16 protein-coding genes are annotated in these 14,972 nt (G+C 71.1%); 6 read left to right on the top strand and 10 right to left on the bottom strand.

Features of this window, described 5'->3' with window-relative positions; translation table 11 throughout:
* Positions 1–13: 13 nt before the first annotated feature.
* The 3 genes from V5O40_RS19100 to V5O40_RS19090 all read right to left on the bottom strand — a co-directional run bounded on the left by V5O40_RS19100 (position 14) and on the right by V5O40_RS19090 (position 4,338).
* The gene (locus V5O40_RS19100) at positions 14–676 is read right to left on the bottom strand and encodes a hypothetical protein (protein WP_332906728.1); all 663 of its coding nucleotides are present in this window, start codon (positions 674–676) and stop codon (positions 14–16) included.
* 145 nt (positions 677–821) lie between these two features.
* Positions 822–2,252 carry an AAA domain-containing protein gene (locus V5O40_RS19095; protein WP_332906727.1) on the bottom strand — a complete coding sequence of 477 codons (1,431 nt, stop codon included), beginning with the start codon at positions 2,250–2,252 and terminating at the stop codon, positions 822–824.
* A gap of 475 nt (positions 2,253–2,727) precedes the next feature.
* Positions 2,728–4,338: a DHA2 family efflux MFS transporter permease subunit gene (locus V5O40_RS19090; RefSeq protein WP_332906726.1), complete on the bottom strand. Its 1,611-nt coding sequence runs from the start codon at positions 4,336–4,338 to the stop codon at positions 2,728–2,730.
* Between the two features lie 304 nt (positions 4,339–4,642).
* Between V5O40_RS19090 and V5O40_RS19085 the strand changes: the two genes are divergently transcribed.
* Positions 4,643–4,921, top strand: a complete 279-nt coding sequence (locus V5O40_RS19085; protein ID WP_408631909.1) for a GYD domain-containing protein — start codon at positions 4,643–4,645, stop codon at positions 4,919–4,921.
* Between the two features lie 137 nt (positions 4,922–5,058).
* Here the strand turns inward: V5O40_RS19085 and V5O40_RS19080 are convergent, their stop codons facing one another.
* Entirely contained in the window at positions 5,059–7,401 is a 2,343-nt protein-coding gene (locus tag V5O40_RS19080; protein ID WP_332906724.1) for an acylase, read from the bottom strand.
* A gap of 202 nt (positions 7,402–7,603) precedes the next feature.
* Entirely contained in the window at positions 7,604–7,876 is a 273-nt protein-coding gene (locus V5O40_RS19075; protein WP_332906762.1) for a DUF4267 domain-containing protein, read from the bottom strand.
* A gap of 197 nt (positions 7,877–8,073) precedes the next feature.
* Here V5O40_RS19075 and V5O40_RS19070 point away from each other — a divergent pair, with 197 nt between their 5' ends.
* Entirely contained in the window at positions 8,074–8,661 is a 588-nt protein-coding gene (locus V5O40_RS19070; protein ID WP_332906723.1) for a TetR/AcrR family transcriptional regulator, read from the top strand.
* A 63-nt stretch (positions 8,662–8,724) separates the two neighbouring features.
* Positions 8,725–9,696: a cellulose binding domain-containing protein gene (locus V5O40_RS19065; protein WP_332906722.1), complete on the top strand. Its 972-nt coding sequence runs from the start codon at positions 8,725–8,727 to the stop codon at positions 9,694–9,696.
* 43 nt (positions 9,697–9,739) lie between these two features.
* Here the strand turns inward: V5O40_RS19065 and V5O40_RS19060 are convergent, their stop codons facing one another.
* The 5 genes from V5O40_RS19060 to V5O40_RS19040 all read right to left on the bottom strand — a co-directional run bounded on the left by V5O40_RS19060 (position 9,740) and on the right by V5O40_RS19040 (position 12,933).
* Positions 9,740–10,366 carry a hypothetical protein gene (locus V5O40_RS19060; RefSeq protein ID WP_332906721.1) on the bottom strand — a complete coding sequence of 209 codons (627 nt, stop codon included), beginning with the start codon at positions 10,364–10,366 and terminating at the stop codon, positions 9,740–9,742.
* 87 nt (positions 10,367–10,453) lie between these two features.
* Positions 10,454–11,698, bottom strand: coding sequence for an FAD-binding oxidoreductase (locus V5O40_RS19055; protein ID WP_332906720.1), 1,245 nt, complete (start codon positions 11,696–11,698; stop codon positions 10,454–10,456).
* The gene (locus V5O40_RS19050) at positions 11,695–11,985 is read right to left on the bottom strand and encodes a DivIVA domain-containing protein (RefSeq protein ID WP_332906719.1); all 291 of its coding nucleotides are present in this window, start codon (positions 11,983–11,985) and stop codon (positions 11,695–11,697) included. Before V5O40_RS19050 ends, V5O40_RS19055 begins: the two co-directional genes overlap by 4 nt.
* Positions 11,982–12,236 carry a hypothetical protein gene (locus V5O40_RS19045; RefSeq protein WP_332906718.1) on the bottom strand — a complete coding sequence of 85 codons (255 nt, stop codon included), beginning with the start codon at positions 12,234–12,236 and terminating at the stop codon, positions 11,982–11,984. The genes V5O40_RS19050 and V5O40_RS19045 overlap by 4 nt, the downstream gene beginning before the upstream one ends.
* Before the next feature lie 493 nt (positions 12,237–12,729).
* Positions 12,730–12,933 carry a hypothetical protein gene (locus tag V5O40_RS19040; RefSeq protein WP_332906717.1) on the bottom strand — a complete coding sequence of 68 codons (204 nt, stop codon included), beginning with the start codon at positions 12,931–12,933 and terminating at the stop codon, positions 12,730–12,732.
* A gap of 177 nt (positions 12,934–13,110) precedes the next feature.
* Between V5O40_RS19040 and V5O40_RS19035 the strand changes: the two genes are divergently transcribed.
* The 3 genes from V5O40_RS19035 to V5O40_RS19025 are packed head-to-tail and all read left to right on the top strand — an operon-like array spanning position 13,111 to position 14,845.
* Positions 13,111–14,118 carry a hypothetical protein gene (locus V5O40_RS19035; RefSeq protein ID WP_332906716.1) on the top strand — a complete coding sequence of 336 codons (1,008 nt, stop codon included), beginning with the start codon at positions 13,111–13,113 and terminating at the stop codon, positions 14,116–14,118.
* A complete protein-coding gene (locus tag V5O40_RS19030; RefSeq protein WP_332906715.1) occupies positions 14,115–14,690 on the top strand; it encodes a GNAT family N-acetyltransferase in 576 nt (191 codons plus the stop codon). The genes V5O40_RS19035 and V5O40_RS19030 overlap by 4 nt, the downstream gene beginning before the upstream one ends.
* The gene (locus V5O40_RS19025) at positions 14,687–14,845 is read left to right on the top strand and encodes a hypothetical protein (protein ID WP_332906714.1); all 159 of its coding nucleotides are present in this window, start codon (positions 14,687–14,689) and stop codon (positions 14,843–14,845) included. Before V5O40_RS19030 ends, V5O40_RS19025 begins: the two co-directional genes overlap by 4 nt.
* Positions 14,846–14,972 lie beyond the last annotated feature (127 nt).

Raw genomic sequence — 14,972 nt, 5'->3', positions numbered from 1 at the left:
TCCTCCGGTTCGTTCAGTAGGTGTCGGTACGCAGCCCGCGCCGCAGGGCCGCCCTGGTGAAGGCCGCCCAGCCGGACCGGGAGGCGGCGTCGAGACGGCCCACCTGGTGCCGCCAGGTGGCGGCACCGGCGGTACGCACGCCCCACAGCTCGCGGCACGCCGCGACCGCGAAGGCGACCTGCTCGGGTGAGCCGGTGAACCCGGCCGCACCGTCGATCACGCGCAGCCCACCGTCGGCGGCGGCGCTCACCTGGCCGAAGTGGTGGTGCAGGCTGGCCAGGGTGCCCAGGTGGGCGTGGTCGGCTCGGCCGGCGAGGAACGCGGCGAACGGCCGATCGGCCGTCACCACCCGGATGGCGCGCAGGGTGAACGCCGCCCCGGCGGCGTCGGCCGCGCCGACCACCTCGACGGGGACACTCCACGAACCTGGTGAGTTCGCCGACCAGAACGCCAACCAGGCGCCCAGCCGCTCGTGCAGATCCGGTTGCAGGGCCGCCGGGGCGGCCAGTCGTGCGGTGGCGATCCCGTCGCGGACGACCGCCGACGCTGCCGGGTGGACCGGGACGGCCGCCGCGGCGGATGGGGTGAGCACGGTTGCGGTGACGGCCGCGGCCGAGGCGACCGCGGTGCCGGCGAGCAGCCCGCGCCGGGACAACGAAACGGATGGGGAGGTCATGGTCCGCCTTTCTCCGACGGCCTAGGCACCCCACGCTATCGACGGCGACAGATCATCTGAACCGCCGTTGTATCGGGACACCGACATGAATCCCGGTGATCGACGACGGCGTGAATCCGTTCATCCTGCATGCCGTCGCCGCTGGTCAACGCGGCGGTGCAAGCACCGTGGCGAGGTGGGCGAGGATGGCCTGGTTGGCCTCCCAGCCGTCGGGGAACCGGACCGGCACGTCAAGTTGCGGCACCTCGGTCGAGGGGTGGGCGTCCAGCAGGTCGCCGATGCCGGCGCGGGCCACCACCAGGCAGGCGTGCCGGTGCCGGGAGGTGAGCACGCAGAGCCGTCCCGACTCCAGGTGGAAGGCGGTCGCGTCGCGCCGACCGGAGAGCGGGTGCAGCACGATCGTCACGTCGTACTCCCGGCCCTGAAGGCGGTTGGCGGTGTCGACGGTGATGTCCGCACCGGCCTCGCCGAGTCGGGCGCGGATGGCCGCGACCTGGTCGCGGTGCGCGGCACCGACGGCGATCCGGTCCGCGGTGACCGGCGCGCCACCGGGCGCCTGCTCGCTGACCGCGACCGCCCCGCGCCGCAGCACCCGTAGCGCGAGCGCGGCGCACGCGGCGGCGGCCTCCCCGTCGGTACGCAGGGTGTGCCGGGCCGGCAGCTCGTACAGCGCCCAGCCGGTGGCGGCGGCCGACTCCACCGCCCGGTCGGCGGCGTCACCCGACCCGGGCACGGTGAGGTGCAGGGCCCGGTCGTCCGCGCCGGTGCCGGCGCGGAAGCCGGTGAACGGGTAGAACGCGCGGGACACCACCGGGGCCGCCGAGGCGGGCAGCCGCCAGGAGACCGGCAGCCGACGCACCGGCAGGTGCGGGTTGTGCCGCAGCAGCACCGCCACCGCCGACTGCATCGGATCCCAGGTCAACCCCGCCCACCGACCACTGTCCACGGTGGAGAACGGGTCGAGCTGCCCCGGATCACCCACGAACAGGGCGCGTTCGAACCTGCCGGCCACGCGCAGCAGGGCGTCCGAGCGCATCTGGTACGCCTCGTCCACGATCGCCCACGGCCAGCAGCCCTCGGTGACCGTGGCCCACTTGGCGGCCGTACCGATCACCACGGCCGAGGCGGCCAGGTCGGCGGCCTTCGCGGCGACCCGGACCTGCGGATGCGCCCGCACCCGGGGCGACGCCCGGTAGTCACCCGCCGACAGCCGCCCGATCCGTAGCCGCGGCGCCTTCGTGGCGAGCCGGTCGATCAGGTCATCGACCTGCTCGTTGGTCTGCGCAATGATCATCAGCGGTTCGCCACCGCCCGATCCGCCGCTGCCCGAGTCGGTACCGCCCGACCCGGTGTCGCCCGAACCGGTGTCGACCAACCCGGCACCGCCCGACCCACCGGTGGCCAGCTCGATGGCGGCCCGTACCACCAGGGTCGACTTGCCGGCCCCCGGCGGCGAGTCGACCACCACGCCCCGGTGCTCGCCGGACCGCAGGTCGGCCAGCACGGCAGTGATCACGCGCTCGGCCTCGACCCCCGGCGGCACCACCAGCTCCGGCGGCAATCCGATCTTCCCCACCGGCCGCACCCTACCGCCAGCTGCCCTGTCCCGCGCCCGCCCGCTCGGCGACAGCCACGAGATGCGGCATGTCGCGGCCTCCCGCGCGCCGGAAGCCCCAGCATGCCGCAAAGCGCGAGCGGCCCGTCCCGCCGGCCCGCCACCCATCCGACCTGCCCGTCCGACAGGACGCGCGGACCAACTTCAGGTGCCGCCCGACACGACATGCGGCATGTTGGGCCTTCCAGCTCCTGGGAAGGCCCAACATGCCGCAAGCCGCGAGGCGCTACGCCGAGCACCGACACGCCCGAGCCGACCGGGCCCGAGGAGCGGCACCCCATCACCACGCCGTCGCGCAGCCGGGGACGAGGCACGAGATGCGGCATGTCGGGGCCTCCCACGGCCCCGAGGAACCGACATGCCGCAAGCTGCGGGCCGGTAACGCCGAAGCGGAGCCGACCCGGGCGGGCCGGCTCCGTCGAGACGGGCGGAGCGGTCAGTGGACGATGACCGGGACCTTCGGCTGGTCGCCCGGCTGATCTCCGGGCTGGTCGTCGAGCAGGTGGGACCGTTCCCGGCGCCGAGGCAGGAACGCGGCCGGGATGAACGTGGCCGCCACCAGGGCGAACGCCACCCAGAAGGTGGTGGCGAAGGAGTTGGCGGCGAAGTCCAGCCCGCGCTCGATCAGCGACGGGTCGGGAATCTGCTGTGCCAGCTCCGGCCGCTGCTGGGCGGCGATCGCCAGGCCGGCCTCGGTGACCGGATTGCCGTTCTCGTCGGTCAGGCCGGGGACCTGCCGGGAGCCGTTCAGCTCGTTGGTCAGGATCACCGACATCACCGCGGCGCCGACTGATCCACCGATCTGCTGGAGGATGTTCACCAGCGTGGACCCTCGGGCCACCTCGTGCCCGGTCAGCGTCTTGAGCGCCGAGGTCATGACCGGCATCATCGTGCCGCCCATGCCGAGGCCCATCACGAACAGCGAGCCGCAGAGCAGCACGTACGAGGTGTCGGCGTCGAGCTGGGTGAAGGTGAAGAAGCCGGCGAGGATGAGCAGCAGCGCGAACGGCACCGTCCGGCCGACCGGCACCTTGTCGGCGAGCATGCCGGCGATCGGCATGGTGACCATGGCGCCGAGGCCCTGCGGAGCCATCAGCAGGCCGGCATGCAGCGTCGACTCACCGCGTACCTGCAGGAAGTAGCTCGGGAACAGCAGGCCGGCACCCATGAACGCGATGATGAAGACGAACATGGTCAACGCCGCGACGGTCAGCCTGCGGTTACGGAACAGCCGCAGGTCGAGCAGCGGGTGCCGGGGCTTGAACGAGTAGATGACGAACGCCACCACCAGTGCGGCACCGACCAGCATCGGCCCCCACACCTCGGGGTCGGCGAAGGTCCCGGCCTCGGGCAGCGTGGAGACGCCGTACAGGAAGAGGGCGAGACCCGGCGAGAGCATCAGCATGCCGAGGAAGTCGAACGACTCGGAGGGCTGCGGGCTGTCCTTCGGCAGGGCCAGCTGGGCGTACACCAGCGCGACGATGCCGATCGGCAGGTTGATCAGGAAGATCCAGTGCCAGCTCGCCACGTCGATCAGCCAGCCGCCCAGGATCGGGCCGCCGATCGGGCCGAGCAGCATCGGGATGCCGAGCACCGCCATCAGCCGGCCGATCCGGTTCGGCCCGGCCGCCCGCGTCATGATCGCCATGCCGATCGGCATCAGCATGCCGCCGCCGAGACCCTGCAACACCCGGTACGTGATCAACTGGCCGATGGTGTCGGCGGTGGCGCACAGGCCGGAGCCGATGGTGAACAGCGCCAGCGCGATCATGTAGAGGCGTTTGGTGCCGAACCGGTCGGCGGCCCACCCGCTGAGCGGGATGACCGTGGCCAGGGCGAGCGTGTAGCCGGTCATCGTCCACGCCACCCGGGCGTACGAGGCGTCGAACTCGCTCTGGAACGTCGGCAGGGCGACGCTGACCACCGTCACGTCGAGGATCGACATGAGCGCACCGAGCACCACGACGCCGGCCACCTTGAGTACCGCGGCGTCGAGCCTGTCCGAGGTCGGAACAGGCTGCGGTGCCGCGACAGATTGCTGTGTCACGAGGTCTCCCGTTGTTGGAACTGCCCATAAGGCGAGCGGTGGTGGCCGACGTGGCGCCCATCGGCCGGCGCGACGGCGGAGGTGAAGCCCGCACGGCACAGTAGCCCTCGCCAACGACACTTCGCCGCCCGTTTAGCGACCAGCAGAGCTTTCTGTGAGCACTGCCACGGTGACTCTGCGCCGCCAGGCGTGACCGGACGGGAAACGGGTAGGCGCGGCACGCGGTCAAGGCCGGGCAGGCGGCGGGAGAGGTGGTGCCAGCGTGGCGAAGTTCCTGGTCACAGCGATCTACACGATTCCGGGCATGGCCGGGTTGGCCAAGGAGGGCGGCACGGCGCGGGCCGAGGTGGTCGAGGCCCTCATCGAGAACGCCGGTGGGCAGGTCGAGGCGGTGTACTACGCGTTCGGCCAGTTCGACCTGTACGTGCTCTGCGAGGTGCCGGACAACGTGACCGCCGCCGCGCTCGGCATCGCCGTACGGGCGGCGGGTGGTGTCGACGCCCGCATCGTGCCGCTGCTGACCACGGCGGAGATCGACGCCGCCGTCCGGCTGCCCATCACCTACCAGCCGCCAGCTCCGTGACAAGGGGGTCGGGCGGCAGGACGCGAGCTGCCACCCGACATGCGGCATCTCGCGGCTTCCTGCGAACCAGAAAGCCCAACATGCCGCAACTCGCGACCCGCCACAGCCCGACCCGGCGTCCGGGTCAGCGCCGTCGGTCAGCGGTGGCGCTCCCCCACCCGGTAGGTGACCAGGTTCGGGTCGGCCCGTAGCTGCCGCTTGGTGAACTTGATGGTGTCCCACCCCTTGGCCGAGTACAGCCGGGTCTGGTCGGCGTACCAGGGCGAGTTCGGGTTGGCCGACTGCGAGTAGGTGAGCAGCTGCCGGCCCGACGGCCCGTGGCGGCCCAGCTCGACGGCCATCAGGTACGACGTGCCGTGCCGCACCTTCGGGTAGCCGACGCCGGGCTGCACCTGGTTGATGATCATGTTGAAGACACCGGCCTCCGGCCAGCCACCGTGGATGGGGATGCGTTCCGCGCCGCGTGGTTCGGTCTGGATGTCGCCGAGGCGGGCGTCCAACGGGATACCGCCGAGCAGTTTCACGGCGTCGGCGAGCGCCGTGCGGACCCTCGGGTCGTCGACGGCGAGCCGGTTCGGCGTGGTCAGCGGGGCGGCCGGGTCGAACTGGTCGGCGAACCGCAGGCCACCGGCCCGGGCGAACTCGGTGAACACGTGCGAGCCCCGGCTGCCCAGGTCGACCCGGAGGTCCCAGCCACGGAGCGCGGCGCAGGCGGCCGTCAGGTCGACCGTGGTGCCGTCCGAGGCGGTGGCCGTCGGCTGGGCCTCGCAGAGCCGGACCAGGTCGTCGCGGACCAGTTCGCCGCCGTACGCCCGGTTGCCGAGCGTCACGTCCCACAGCCGGCCGGTGGTGAATCCCCGGCCGGGCAGCCCGTCGGTGCCGGCGAGCCGCTGCCGCACCTGGTGCACGCCGAGCCGGGTCCGCAGGCTGCGGACGGTCCGCTCGTCGCCGACGATGCGCGGGTACCCGACGAGCGGGCGGGCGGGGTTGGCCAGCCAGTAGCTGTCGTTGGAGTTCGTCACGTAGTCGTCGCGGACCAGCGTGGGCAGGTTCGCCGGTCCGAGGATGCCGGGCACCGCCGCGTCGCGGTCCCGACCCAGCTCGCACGAGGAGCGGGAGCCGTCGAGGACGGCCTGGCCGCTCGTCGCGTACAGACTTTGGAAGGAAGCTGGAATGCACGCGGCGGCGAGGGAGTCGGTGACCCGGGGCACGACGGAGTGGTCCGAGTAGAGGGCCCGTCCGTGCCGGTCGGCGGCGATGACGTTGACCCAGGGCAGGAACTGCCGCCGGTCCAGCACCGACCGCAGCTCATCCACCGAGCGCGCCCGGCCCATGGCGAGCCAGCCGTCGAGCGCCCGGTTGTTCGTGGCGTTGACGTCGGTGATCGCGTACGCCGTGTCGGTGGTCCAGTCGAAGCGGCCCGGCACCACGACGACCGGGCCGAAGTGGGTGTCGTAGAGGGTACGGCTCACCGGCCCGGCGGGTGTCCGGACGGTGACCGTGCGGGCCGCCATCTTCCGGGACCGGCCGTCGTAGCGGTAGCTCGTCGGGTCGCCGGGCACCAGCGTGAGCCGGTGCCAGACGAAGCGGCGGGCGGTGGAGACGGTGTGCGACCAGGCGACCTTGCCGTTGTGCCCGATCTCGACGAGCGGATCGCCGATCAGGGCCGCGCCCTCCACGTCGTACCGGCCGGGCACCTTCAGCCGCATCCGGTAGAAGCGCTCGTCGCCGTCCCACGGGAAGTGCGGGTTCGCCAGCAGCATGCCGGCGCCGCTTGTGGTGGCGCGGCGTCCCAGACCGTACGCGTTGCTGCCCACTCCGGCCGGCGCCCCGTCGCGGGCGGTGACCACGGCTTCCGCCCGCGGGGCGCTCAACTTCGCGCCGCTGCCGTCCGCAGCCGGTGGCGTGGCGACGACGATGCCGTCGGCGAGCGCGCCGGAACTGGCCCGGACCATCCGGGCCCGGTTGGCCCGCCACAGGTCCAACTCGGTGATCGGACGCACCCACTCCTGCCCGGCGCAGGCCGGGTCGTTGATCTTCTTCCGCGCTCCCCGCAGGTAGGCGTTGTAGCCGGCGGCGAAGCCGCGCATCTGGTCGCGTACCTCGTTGGAGGGTGCGCTCAGGCCGTCGCGCCGGCCGACGAGCCAGCGCTCGGCGGCCCGGTCGTCGATCGCCTCCTGGTGGAACAGGTCGCTGGCGACGTTGTCGGTGTCCGCGCCGAACCAGCGGGACCGCTGGCCGTTCACGGTGACCATCTGCTCGGCGATCAGGCAGATGTTGTCCTCCGCCTGCGCGTACCCGACGCCGTAGCCGAGGCTGGCGAAGTCGCGCGCGGTGATGTGCGGTACGCCGTACGAGGCCCGCTGGATCAGGGCCGAGTAGCCGCCGCCGTGCGCGACGGCGGTCCCGCCGGTCACGGCGAGGCCGGCGGCGACCAGGACGGTGGCGGTGGCCGCGGCGACGAGCGGGCGGCGCCTCATTTGGCGGCACGCTGGTGGTGGTGGCGCATGGAAGATCCTCCCCCGAGATGTGTCTGTCCAGGCTCGACCGACGCTAGTAGTGAAATTTGCTCTGGTCACTCCCTGACGCCCCGGGATTGCGTCGGGGTTCACCCGCAGGGGCACCGGCCGCGCAGCTTCGACCGCCCGATCGGGAGGCCGGCCCGGCGACGAGCGTGATCGGTTACGCGATGAGCAGGAGCACGCTGATCGCCAGCATCACCACTGCGGTAGCGCCATGGATGCCGAATACGGCCGACCTGGGCCCACCGCTGCGCCACACGATCAGCGCGTCGCCGATGGGGATGAGGGTGGCGGCCAGCATGAGCCCGCCCAGCAGGTGGGTTGTCCCGCCGACCGCCACGATGAGGATGAAGAGCCCCGCGGCGATGTCCCGCACGGCCTTGACGGACAGCCAGGCGTGAAAGGCCCGGTCCTCGGTCGGGGTGTCGGGGATGCCAAAGCCACCGCACCCTGCGGTGCCCAGAAGGCGTGAGCGCCCATGACGCTGACGGCCACACCGACCAGTCCGGCGAGCACAGTGGCGACGTTGCTGAGCATCGAATTCCCCCTCGCTTGGCCCTAGCGGCGCTAGATGTTGTAGCGACGATACGTTGCCGTCGACAGCATGTCTAGCGCTGCTAGTATTTGGCCATGTCCGCCATCTCGGAACGCCGCGAACGCGAACGCGCCCAGCGCCACCAGCTGATCATCACGGCCGCCCGCGAACTCGCCGAGGCCGAAGGGTGGGAGGCAGTGACAACGCGGCGGCTCGCCGAACGCGTCGAGTACAGCCAGCCGGTGCTCTACAGCCACTTCACCGGCAAGGACGACATCATGCGGGCCGTCGCCCTCGAAGGCTTCGGCGAACTCGCGACCCGCCTGCGCCGCGCCCGGCTCACCGACCCCACGCCGCCTGCGGCGCTGCACGCCGTCTGCCGCGCCTACCTGGAATTCGCAACCGAGCAGCCCGCCCTCTACCAGGCCATGTTCATGCTGCCAACCGACGTGAAGTTCGCGCACGCCGAGACGCCACCGCCATTGCGTGCCGCCTTCGGCGAGTTCGTGAGCTGCTTCCACCCGGACAATCAGCGACGCGAACTGTTCGCCGAGATCACCTGGAGCGCACTGCACGGCATAGCCGCCCTGACCGAGAGCGGGCGCATCCCCCCGAACGGCCAGGCCGAGCGGCTCGACTTCCTCGTCGCCCAGATCGGCGCCACGCCAAGGCCAGGGGTCTGAGCCGAGCGGGACCGCGACCCGGGCCATTGATATCCATGCATGCTGTTACCTAGCATGCGCACCATGAGTGCTCGTCGGGTCACCCTCGTCGCCGTCCTCGGCATCGTGCTCGGGCTGTCCGGCGCCGCCGTCGCCCACGCGGCCGACGATCCGGTGCTGACCACTCCCGGCGCCCCTGTGGTGGTGGCCAACGAGCCACACCGGCTCACCCTGACCTGGTCGCCGTCGACCTGGATCGGCGAGCCGGGCGCAATGCCCATCCAGCACGAGGTCCGGGCGTGGCTGGGCCCCAACGTGTACCGCAGCCTCGGCACCACCACCGGCACCGACCTCACGCTCACGGATCTCGCGCCCGGCACGGAATATCGGCTCACCGTGTGGGCGTACACCAACGCCGGCTACTCCCTCGACTCGCCGGTGACCCCGGTCCGCACCGCGTACGGGAAGGCGCGGGTCAGCTACCGCAACCTGAGCTGGTCACCGACGGACAACCAGATCCAGCACGTTCTCCAGGTCGTCAACACGGGCACCGCCCCGCTGGACCTGGCGGACGTGCGGATCCGCTACCACCTGACGTTCGAGGGTGGGAACACCTCGCTGGTCACCAACTGCGACTGGGCGGCGATCGGTTGCGCCAACGTGCACCGCCACATCCAGTACTTCCCGCCACCCCTGCCGCCGGGCCCGCCGGTCTCGCCACCGCCGACTGCGCCATCGCCGCCCGCCTCGGGATCGTCAATGGCACCCGCGACGACCACGTCGCCGCTGCCACGGACTCCGACGCCCACCCCGACGGTCTTCCCGCCGCCCGGCACCCCGATCCCCGGCTGGATCGAGCTGACCTTCACCGGCGGGGAGCTGGCCCCTGGCGAGTCGACCGGCCCCATCTACCTCCGCCACCACCGGCCGAACTGGTCGGCGATCGACGAGCGCGACGACCGCAGCTGGCAGCAGGCCACCGGCGAGTGGGCCGACAACAGCCGGATCACCCTCGACGTCAACGACATCCGCGAGTACGGCGACACAGACGCGTGAGCTGTCGCCGGCCCCGGCGCGGCCAGCACATCACGCAGAACGCTCAGGCGAGCCGGAACAGCTCTTCGACCGGTCCCCAGTCCAGCCCACCACCAGGAGCGAGAGCGGCTTCACCCCAGGAGACGCCGAGCAGCCCTTCGTCCGAGTTGCAGGCGAAGCCGACAAGCAGCGTCCTGGGCTGCGGGGTGAGTTCCTCAATGGCCGCGCGCAGCAGGCTCCGGTCGCGGGCCTCGTCCGGAGTCTCGGGCATGCCTGGCAGGGTCGGCTCGTCGTAGCCAGGCGCCGGACCGAAGAGGATCAGCAGGTCGCGCACAAGATGGTTCTTGAGCCGCCCCCGGACGCGCCGCATGTCGAGACCGCGGCGCTTGGCGTACATCCAGGGCAACAGCAGATGGTTACGGCAGATGGTGACGCGTACCTGCGCGCCGGGTGGATGCACGTCCTGCACATCTGGCAGGTCCCGGAGGTGCTCGTGCAGCGACTCGTACTGCTGCTTCCAGCGGGTCGGACCGAAGGCATGATCCGTGGCCAACGCCGACGCCTCCCGTGCGTTCTGGGCCAGCTCGACGGCCCGCTGGAGCGCCTTGGGTATCCGCGCCCGCAGGTCACGGACCAGGTCAGGGCCGAACTTCTCGACCGACCATCCTGACGGCTCGTCATCAACCCCCACGCCAATCACCCCTTGTATCGAGGCGGTCACTGACCGATACAAGGTCTCACATCTGTCGATACCAGTAACAGCCCCGATCGTCCGCCCTCACCAAATCGCGGGCAGGTGGATCCGGTCGACGGGTATGCCTGCGGTGCTGAGCCTCTTCTGTGCAGGGACGAGCATCGCGGACGGTCCGCAGACGTGAACCTGCTGGCCGGAGCGGTAGTGGTCGAGCGCGACGGTCAGGGCGTCGCCCTGTTCGGCCGGATCGACGAATGGGTCATGGGAGAAGGCCGGAACGACTCTCAGCCAGGAATGGGCCTGATCGAGCTTGTCGAGGGTGATCGCGTCGTAGAGGTCGGCCACGGTGCGTACGCCGACGACAAGCGTCACCCGGCGACCGGCCGGCGCGGCGGCTACCTGCTCGACCAGGGCGCGCAGCGGGGCCAGCCCGGTGCCACCGGCCACCAGCAACAGATCCCCGGACGGCTCCGCAGTGGTGGGCAGGCTGAGGCCGATGTCGACGGGTGGGCCGAGGTGGAGCAGGTCGCCGGGACGCACCTCATGGACGAGGGTGTGGGAGACGGTGCCGGCGGGGACCGCGCGGACGTGCAGCTCGACGGTGCCGTCGGGGCGTGGGGCGTTCGCCGGGCAGTACCAGCGCCACCGGCCGGGGTGCTGCGGCACGCAGACTGGCACCGCCTGGCCGGGTCGGAACGGCAGCCGCCGCCACGGGCGTACCGTCAGGATGGCGATGCCCTCGGCGGCCAGGTCGCGGCCGACCACCTCGGCCGGCCAGAACGCCGGCCCGTCGCCCATCCGCCCGGCGGCGCGCTCGACAAGCGCCCAGGCCCGCCGCCACCGTCGCTCCCAGCCGACCGGTTGCGGGCACAGTCGTGGTGCCACAGGTGCCAACGCGGCACCGATCAGCGGGCCGTGTTCGCGGCGCAGCCGGTACCGGCGGTGGACCCGGCCGAGCACCGCCAGCAACGCCAACCGGCCGGCTCGGTCACCGCCGCCACCGACCAGCCGGGCCAGCGCGGCGACGACGAGCGCCGTCGCCCGCTCCGGCAGCAGCCCCGGGCAGCGCAGCTCGGCCCGGAAACGTGCGGCGGCCTCGTCGATGACCGGGTGGTCGCGGGCGGAGAGAACCCCGGCCAGGTAGTCGGCGGCCCGCCGCCGCTGCGCCTCCGGCAGTCCCGGCCAGCCGTCCAGGGCCGGTCCGCCGGCCGCGAGCTGCCGGGCCAGGTGCGCGGCGAGCCGATCCCGATCAACCCCGATGAGGTACCCCGACAGCTCGGCGTCCGCCTCGACCAGCCGCAGCCAACGGGTCACCGCCTCGCGGCTCACCGCCGTTCCCCCGTGGGGTAGTCGTAGTTTGTCTGCCGACAGCCGGCGTGCCGGGATACGCCCTGCCGGCAGTCGGCGTGCCGGGACTGCCACTGCCGCAACGCCTGCCGGATCCGCTCCGACTCGGTGTTCGCAGTCGTCAGCTCACGGTGCAGGCTGTCGATCTCGTCGGCGACCCTGTCGAGGTAGGCGTGCACCTGGGCGGGGTCCAGGCCCCGCCAGCGCCTGTCAAACTCGGCGGCACGTACGTGGTGAGCTTGGAGGCGTTCCCCGGACCGGTAGATCATCGCCGCGGTGCCTCCTGCTCGACGATGAGCGCCCGCACCTGCCGATCGCTGAGGCCGCGCCGGTCCAACACCCGCCGCCCCCACCGGTGCAGCCGGCACGGATGCGGCGCGCGGTCGTTTCGGCAACGTGGCCCCTCGGGCCACTGCTCCGCAGCGTGCACGGTCACCGCCTTCACGGCGAAACCGACGTCCTCGGCGGTCACGTACGGCGGCATCGGCAGCTCGCCGAGCACCTCGTCGATCGAATCCATGTCCCTCCCCTGCCGTGTGGTGTGGCACCGAGGCGGGCGAAGACGGCGCACCGTCGGGGGTCGGCACCACCGGAGCCCAGCACCCGCCCCGGGCCATGTCTGGCAGATTTGTGGATCAGCAGGGCGAGCCGTATGACGTGGGTGAAGTAGTCGACATGCACACCTCGCATCTGATTGCTGCACTGAGCGTTGACGTCTGACTGATGGCCATCTCGCTGACGGACGCTGCTTCGGCACTCACTCCGGCGGTCCTCAGCCCACCGATGATCGATATACGTAGCGCGCATATCGCAGTCCGCCCTGACGGGTTGAATAGATAGGCTCAACTGAGCGCAATCGACACAGCCGACCGCGAACAGCGAGGTCGCCGGTGAGACATGCGAAATGCCCTCGATGTGGCAGCCGCCTGGCGCGGGACAACGACAGTGGACGCTGCGCACCCTGCCACGCGGCCGAACGCAACAGGCTGAGCGTGCCGCCGCCGGTACCGTCGTCATTCTGGGAGCACGAGCCGGTACGTGACGCGCTGGCGCAACGACATCTCGGGCGGGTGATCCGGGCGTACCGGCATCACCCGTACCACGGTCGGAACCCACTGCCGCAGGTCGCCGTAGCGGACTGGTTGGGCATCACCCAGGCGCAGCTCAGCCGGATCGAGAACGGCCCGCCCGTGGTGCACCTTGACCGTCTGACGCATTGGGCACAGCTGCTACGCCTACCGGCGAAACTTTTATGGTTCGCTCTACCCACGACGCCGACCGGGGTCGCCGCAGAGCCTTCATCGGTCACGGCGGGGCAGCCGCTTCCCGGACCGGTCGTCGGGTCTTGGCCGAACGAGCTAAACCATCTCGTCAATGCAGCACCGACTGAGGAGGTGGTCACCACGGACCGCCGACAGTTCAGCACGCTGGCCGCTCTGGCCGGTGTGACATCTGCGGCACACCGGGAGTTGTTGGCGGAGTTCGTCGACCCGCCTTCCACGATCGGTATGGAACAGGTTCGCGTTGCCTGCACCCTCGTCAACGAACTACGCCAGGCCGACGCCGCCGTAGGCGCCAACGAGCTCTGCGACGTCGCCGTCCAAGTGCACTCCCGCCTGTTGAGCTGGGCCGCCAACGCCCGGTACAGCCGTGAGGTGGGAGATGCGTTGCAAAGCGCGCTCGCCGACCTCGCGGTTGAAGCTGCCTGGCTGGCGATCGACTCGGAGCGACGAGCCACCGCCCGGCCATATCTCAACGAGGCGATCACTCGAGCACGGATCGCCGACGATCCGCAGGTCGAGGTTCGCGCGCTGACCCACCTCGCGTTGCTCATGCGCGAGGCACAGCCGATTGAATCCCTGCACTGCGCCGAGGCGGCGCTACGGACGTCCGCCGGGTGGGCCACTCCTCGCCTGCGGAGCCTCCTGCATCTCCGGCGGGCGCACACGTTCGCTGTGCTGAATGATGCGAGCGGCTACGAGCGGGCCATGGCCAAGGCCCGCCACGAGTTGGACCGCGGCCCACACGATGACGACCAGGGTTTCGTGCACTTCGTCAACAACCAGGAGGTCCAGGGCATTCGCGGGCTCTCCTACCTTTGCCTCGGCCAGCCAGGGCGCGCAGCGGACGCTTTTCGAGTGGTCACCACAGATCCATCCCCGGCACACCGGCGCAACCAGCTCCTGTATTCCGTCCACCTGATCGATGCGACCCGGCAGCAGGGCGACGTCAACCAGGCGGCCCGGATGGCGCTGGACGCGCTGCCCGCCGTGAGCATGCTGCGTTCCCAGCGGGTAGCAAGACACCTGGCCGGAGTCAGGGCGAACCTCGGCCGGCTGGAGCGTCCGACCGCCGCCGTCCAACAGTTCACACGCGCATACGACCAGCAGGTGACACGATGATCGCCAACCTCGTACTACAGACCGACGCCGCCGATGAGGCCGAAAAGCTCGTCGACGAACTCGTGGGCCTCTACCTGGAGGTGCACGCCGACGAGGGTGAGTTCTACAGCGAGGACCGCTACCGTCGCCAGCTCGGCGCACACCGGGAACGCATCGGGTGGCAGCTCGTCACCGCCGTTGTCGACGGGGAGATGGTTGGCTACATCTACGGATTCCCGCTTCCGCCGCAGACCCGCTGGTGGGAGGGCGTGAGGGGTGACGTGCCCGCCGGGTTCACCGACGAGAACGGGCGGCGGACCTTTGCGATCAGCGAGCTGCTGGTACGGGCCAACTGGCGACGCCTGGGTGTGGCGCGAACACTGCACGACCGACTGCTGAGTGGCCGTACCGAGCAGCGCGCCACCCTGCTCGTCCGTCCCGACAACACGATCGCCCAGCGGGCCTACGACTCGTGGGGCTGGACACAGCAGGCTCGACTGCGGCCGAGCTGGGAGAACGCGCCGGAGTTCCTGGTCCTGACGACAGACTTGCCTCGCCCGCCGGCCTCGTCGGCGGCAGGGGCCCGCGAATGACCGAAGGCCGGGTGCTCGCCCTGGTCGTCTGCGCCGCACCTCCCGTACTGCGGATCGGTGAGCTGATCGAGTTGCTGCAACAGGACGGCTGGACCGTCTGCCTCACCGCCACGCCGACCGCCGCGGCGTGGATCGACCGAGAGGCCCTGGCATAGCAGACCGGGTATCCCGCCCGGGTCAATTGGCGGAAGCCCGGTGAGCCCGAGCCACATCCGCCGGCCACCACCATCGCCGTCGTGCCCGCCACCGCCTTCAAACCATCGCCACCGCAAGCACGACGAG

The sequence above is a fragment of the Micromonospora palythoicola genome (genome assembly GCF_036689795.1).
In the GTDB taxonomy this organism is placed as follows: domain Bacteria; phylum Actinomycetota; class Actinomycetes; order Mycobacteriales; family Micromonosporaceae; genus Micromonospora; species Micromonospora palythoicola.
This window is presented reverse-complemented; position numbering and strand designations above follow the sequence as displayed.

Excerpts from the sequence above, each read along its gene's own strand:
- V5O40_RS19050 (WP_332906719.1), bottom strand. The coding sequence starts at position 11,985 with ATGATCTACCGGTCCGGGGAACGCCTCCAAGCTCACCACGTACGTGCC.
- V5O40_RS19065 (WP_332906722.1), top strand. The coding sequence starts at position 8,725 with ATGAGTGCTCGTCGGGTCACCCTCGTCGCCGTCCTCGGCATCGTGCTC.
- V5O40_RS19085 (WP_408631909.1), top strand. The coding sequence starts at position 4,643 with ATGGCCGGGTTGGCCAAGGAGGGCGGCACGGCGCGGGCCGAGGTGGTC.
- V5O40_RS19070 (WP_332906723.1), top strand. The coding sequence starts at position 8,074 with ATGTCCGCCATCTCGGAACGCCGCGAACGCGAACGCGCCCAGCGCCAC.
- V5O40_RS19045 (WP_332906718.1), bottom strand. The coding sequence starts at position 12,236 with ATGGATTCGATCGACGAGGTGCTCGGCGAGCTGCCGATGCCGCCGTAC.
- V5O40_RS19040 (WP_332906717.1), bottom strand. The coding sequence starts at position 12,933 with ATGCGTCAGACGGTCAAGGTGCACCACGGGCGGGCCGTTCTCGATCCG.
- V5O40_RS19030 (WP_332906715.1), top strand. The coding sequence starts at position 14,115 with ATGATCGCCAACCTCGTACTACAGACCGACGCCGCCGATGAGGCCGAA.
- V5O40_RS19025 (WP_332906714.1), top strand. The coding sequence starts at position 14,687 with ATGACCGAAGGCCGGGTGCTCGCCCTGGTCGTCTGCGCCGCACCTCCC.
- V5O40_RS19100 (WP_332906728.1), bottom strand. The coding sequence starts at position 676 with ATGACCTCCCCATCCGTTTCGTTGTCCCGGCGCGGGCTGCTCGCCGGC.
- V5O40_RS19080 (WP_332906724.1), bottom strand. The coding sequence starts at position 7,401 with ATGAGGCGCCGCCCGCTCGTCGCCGCGGCCACCGCCACCGTCCTGGTC.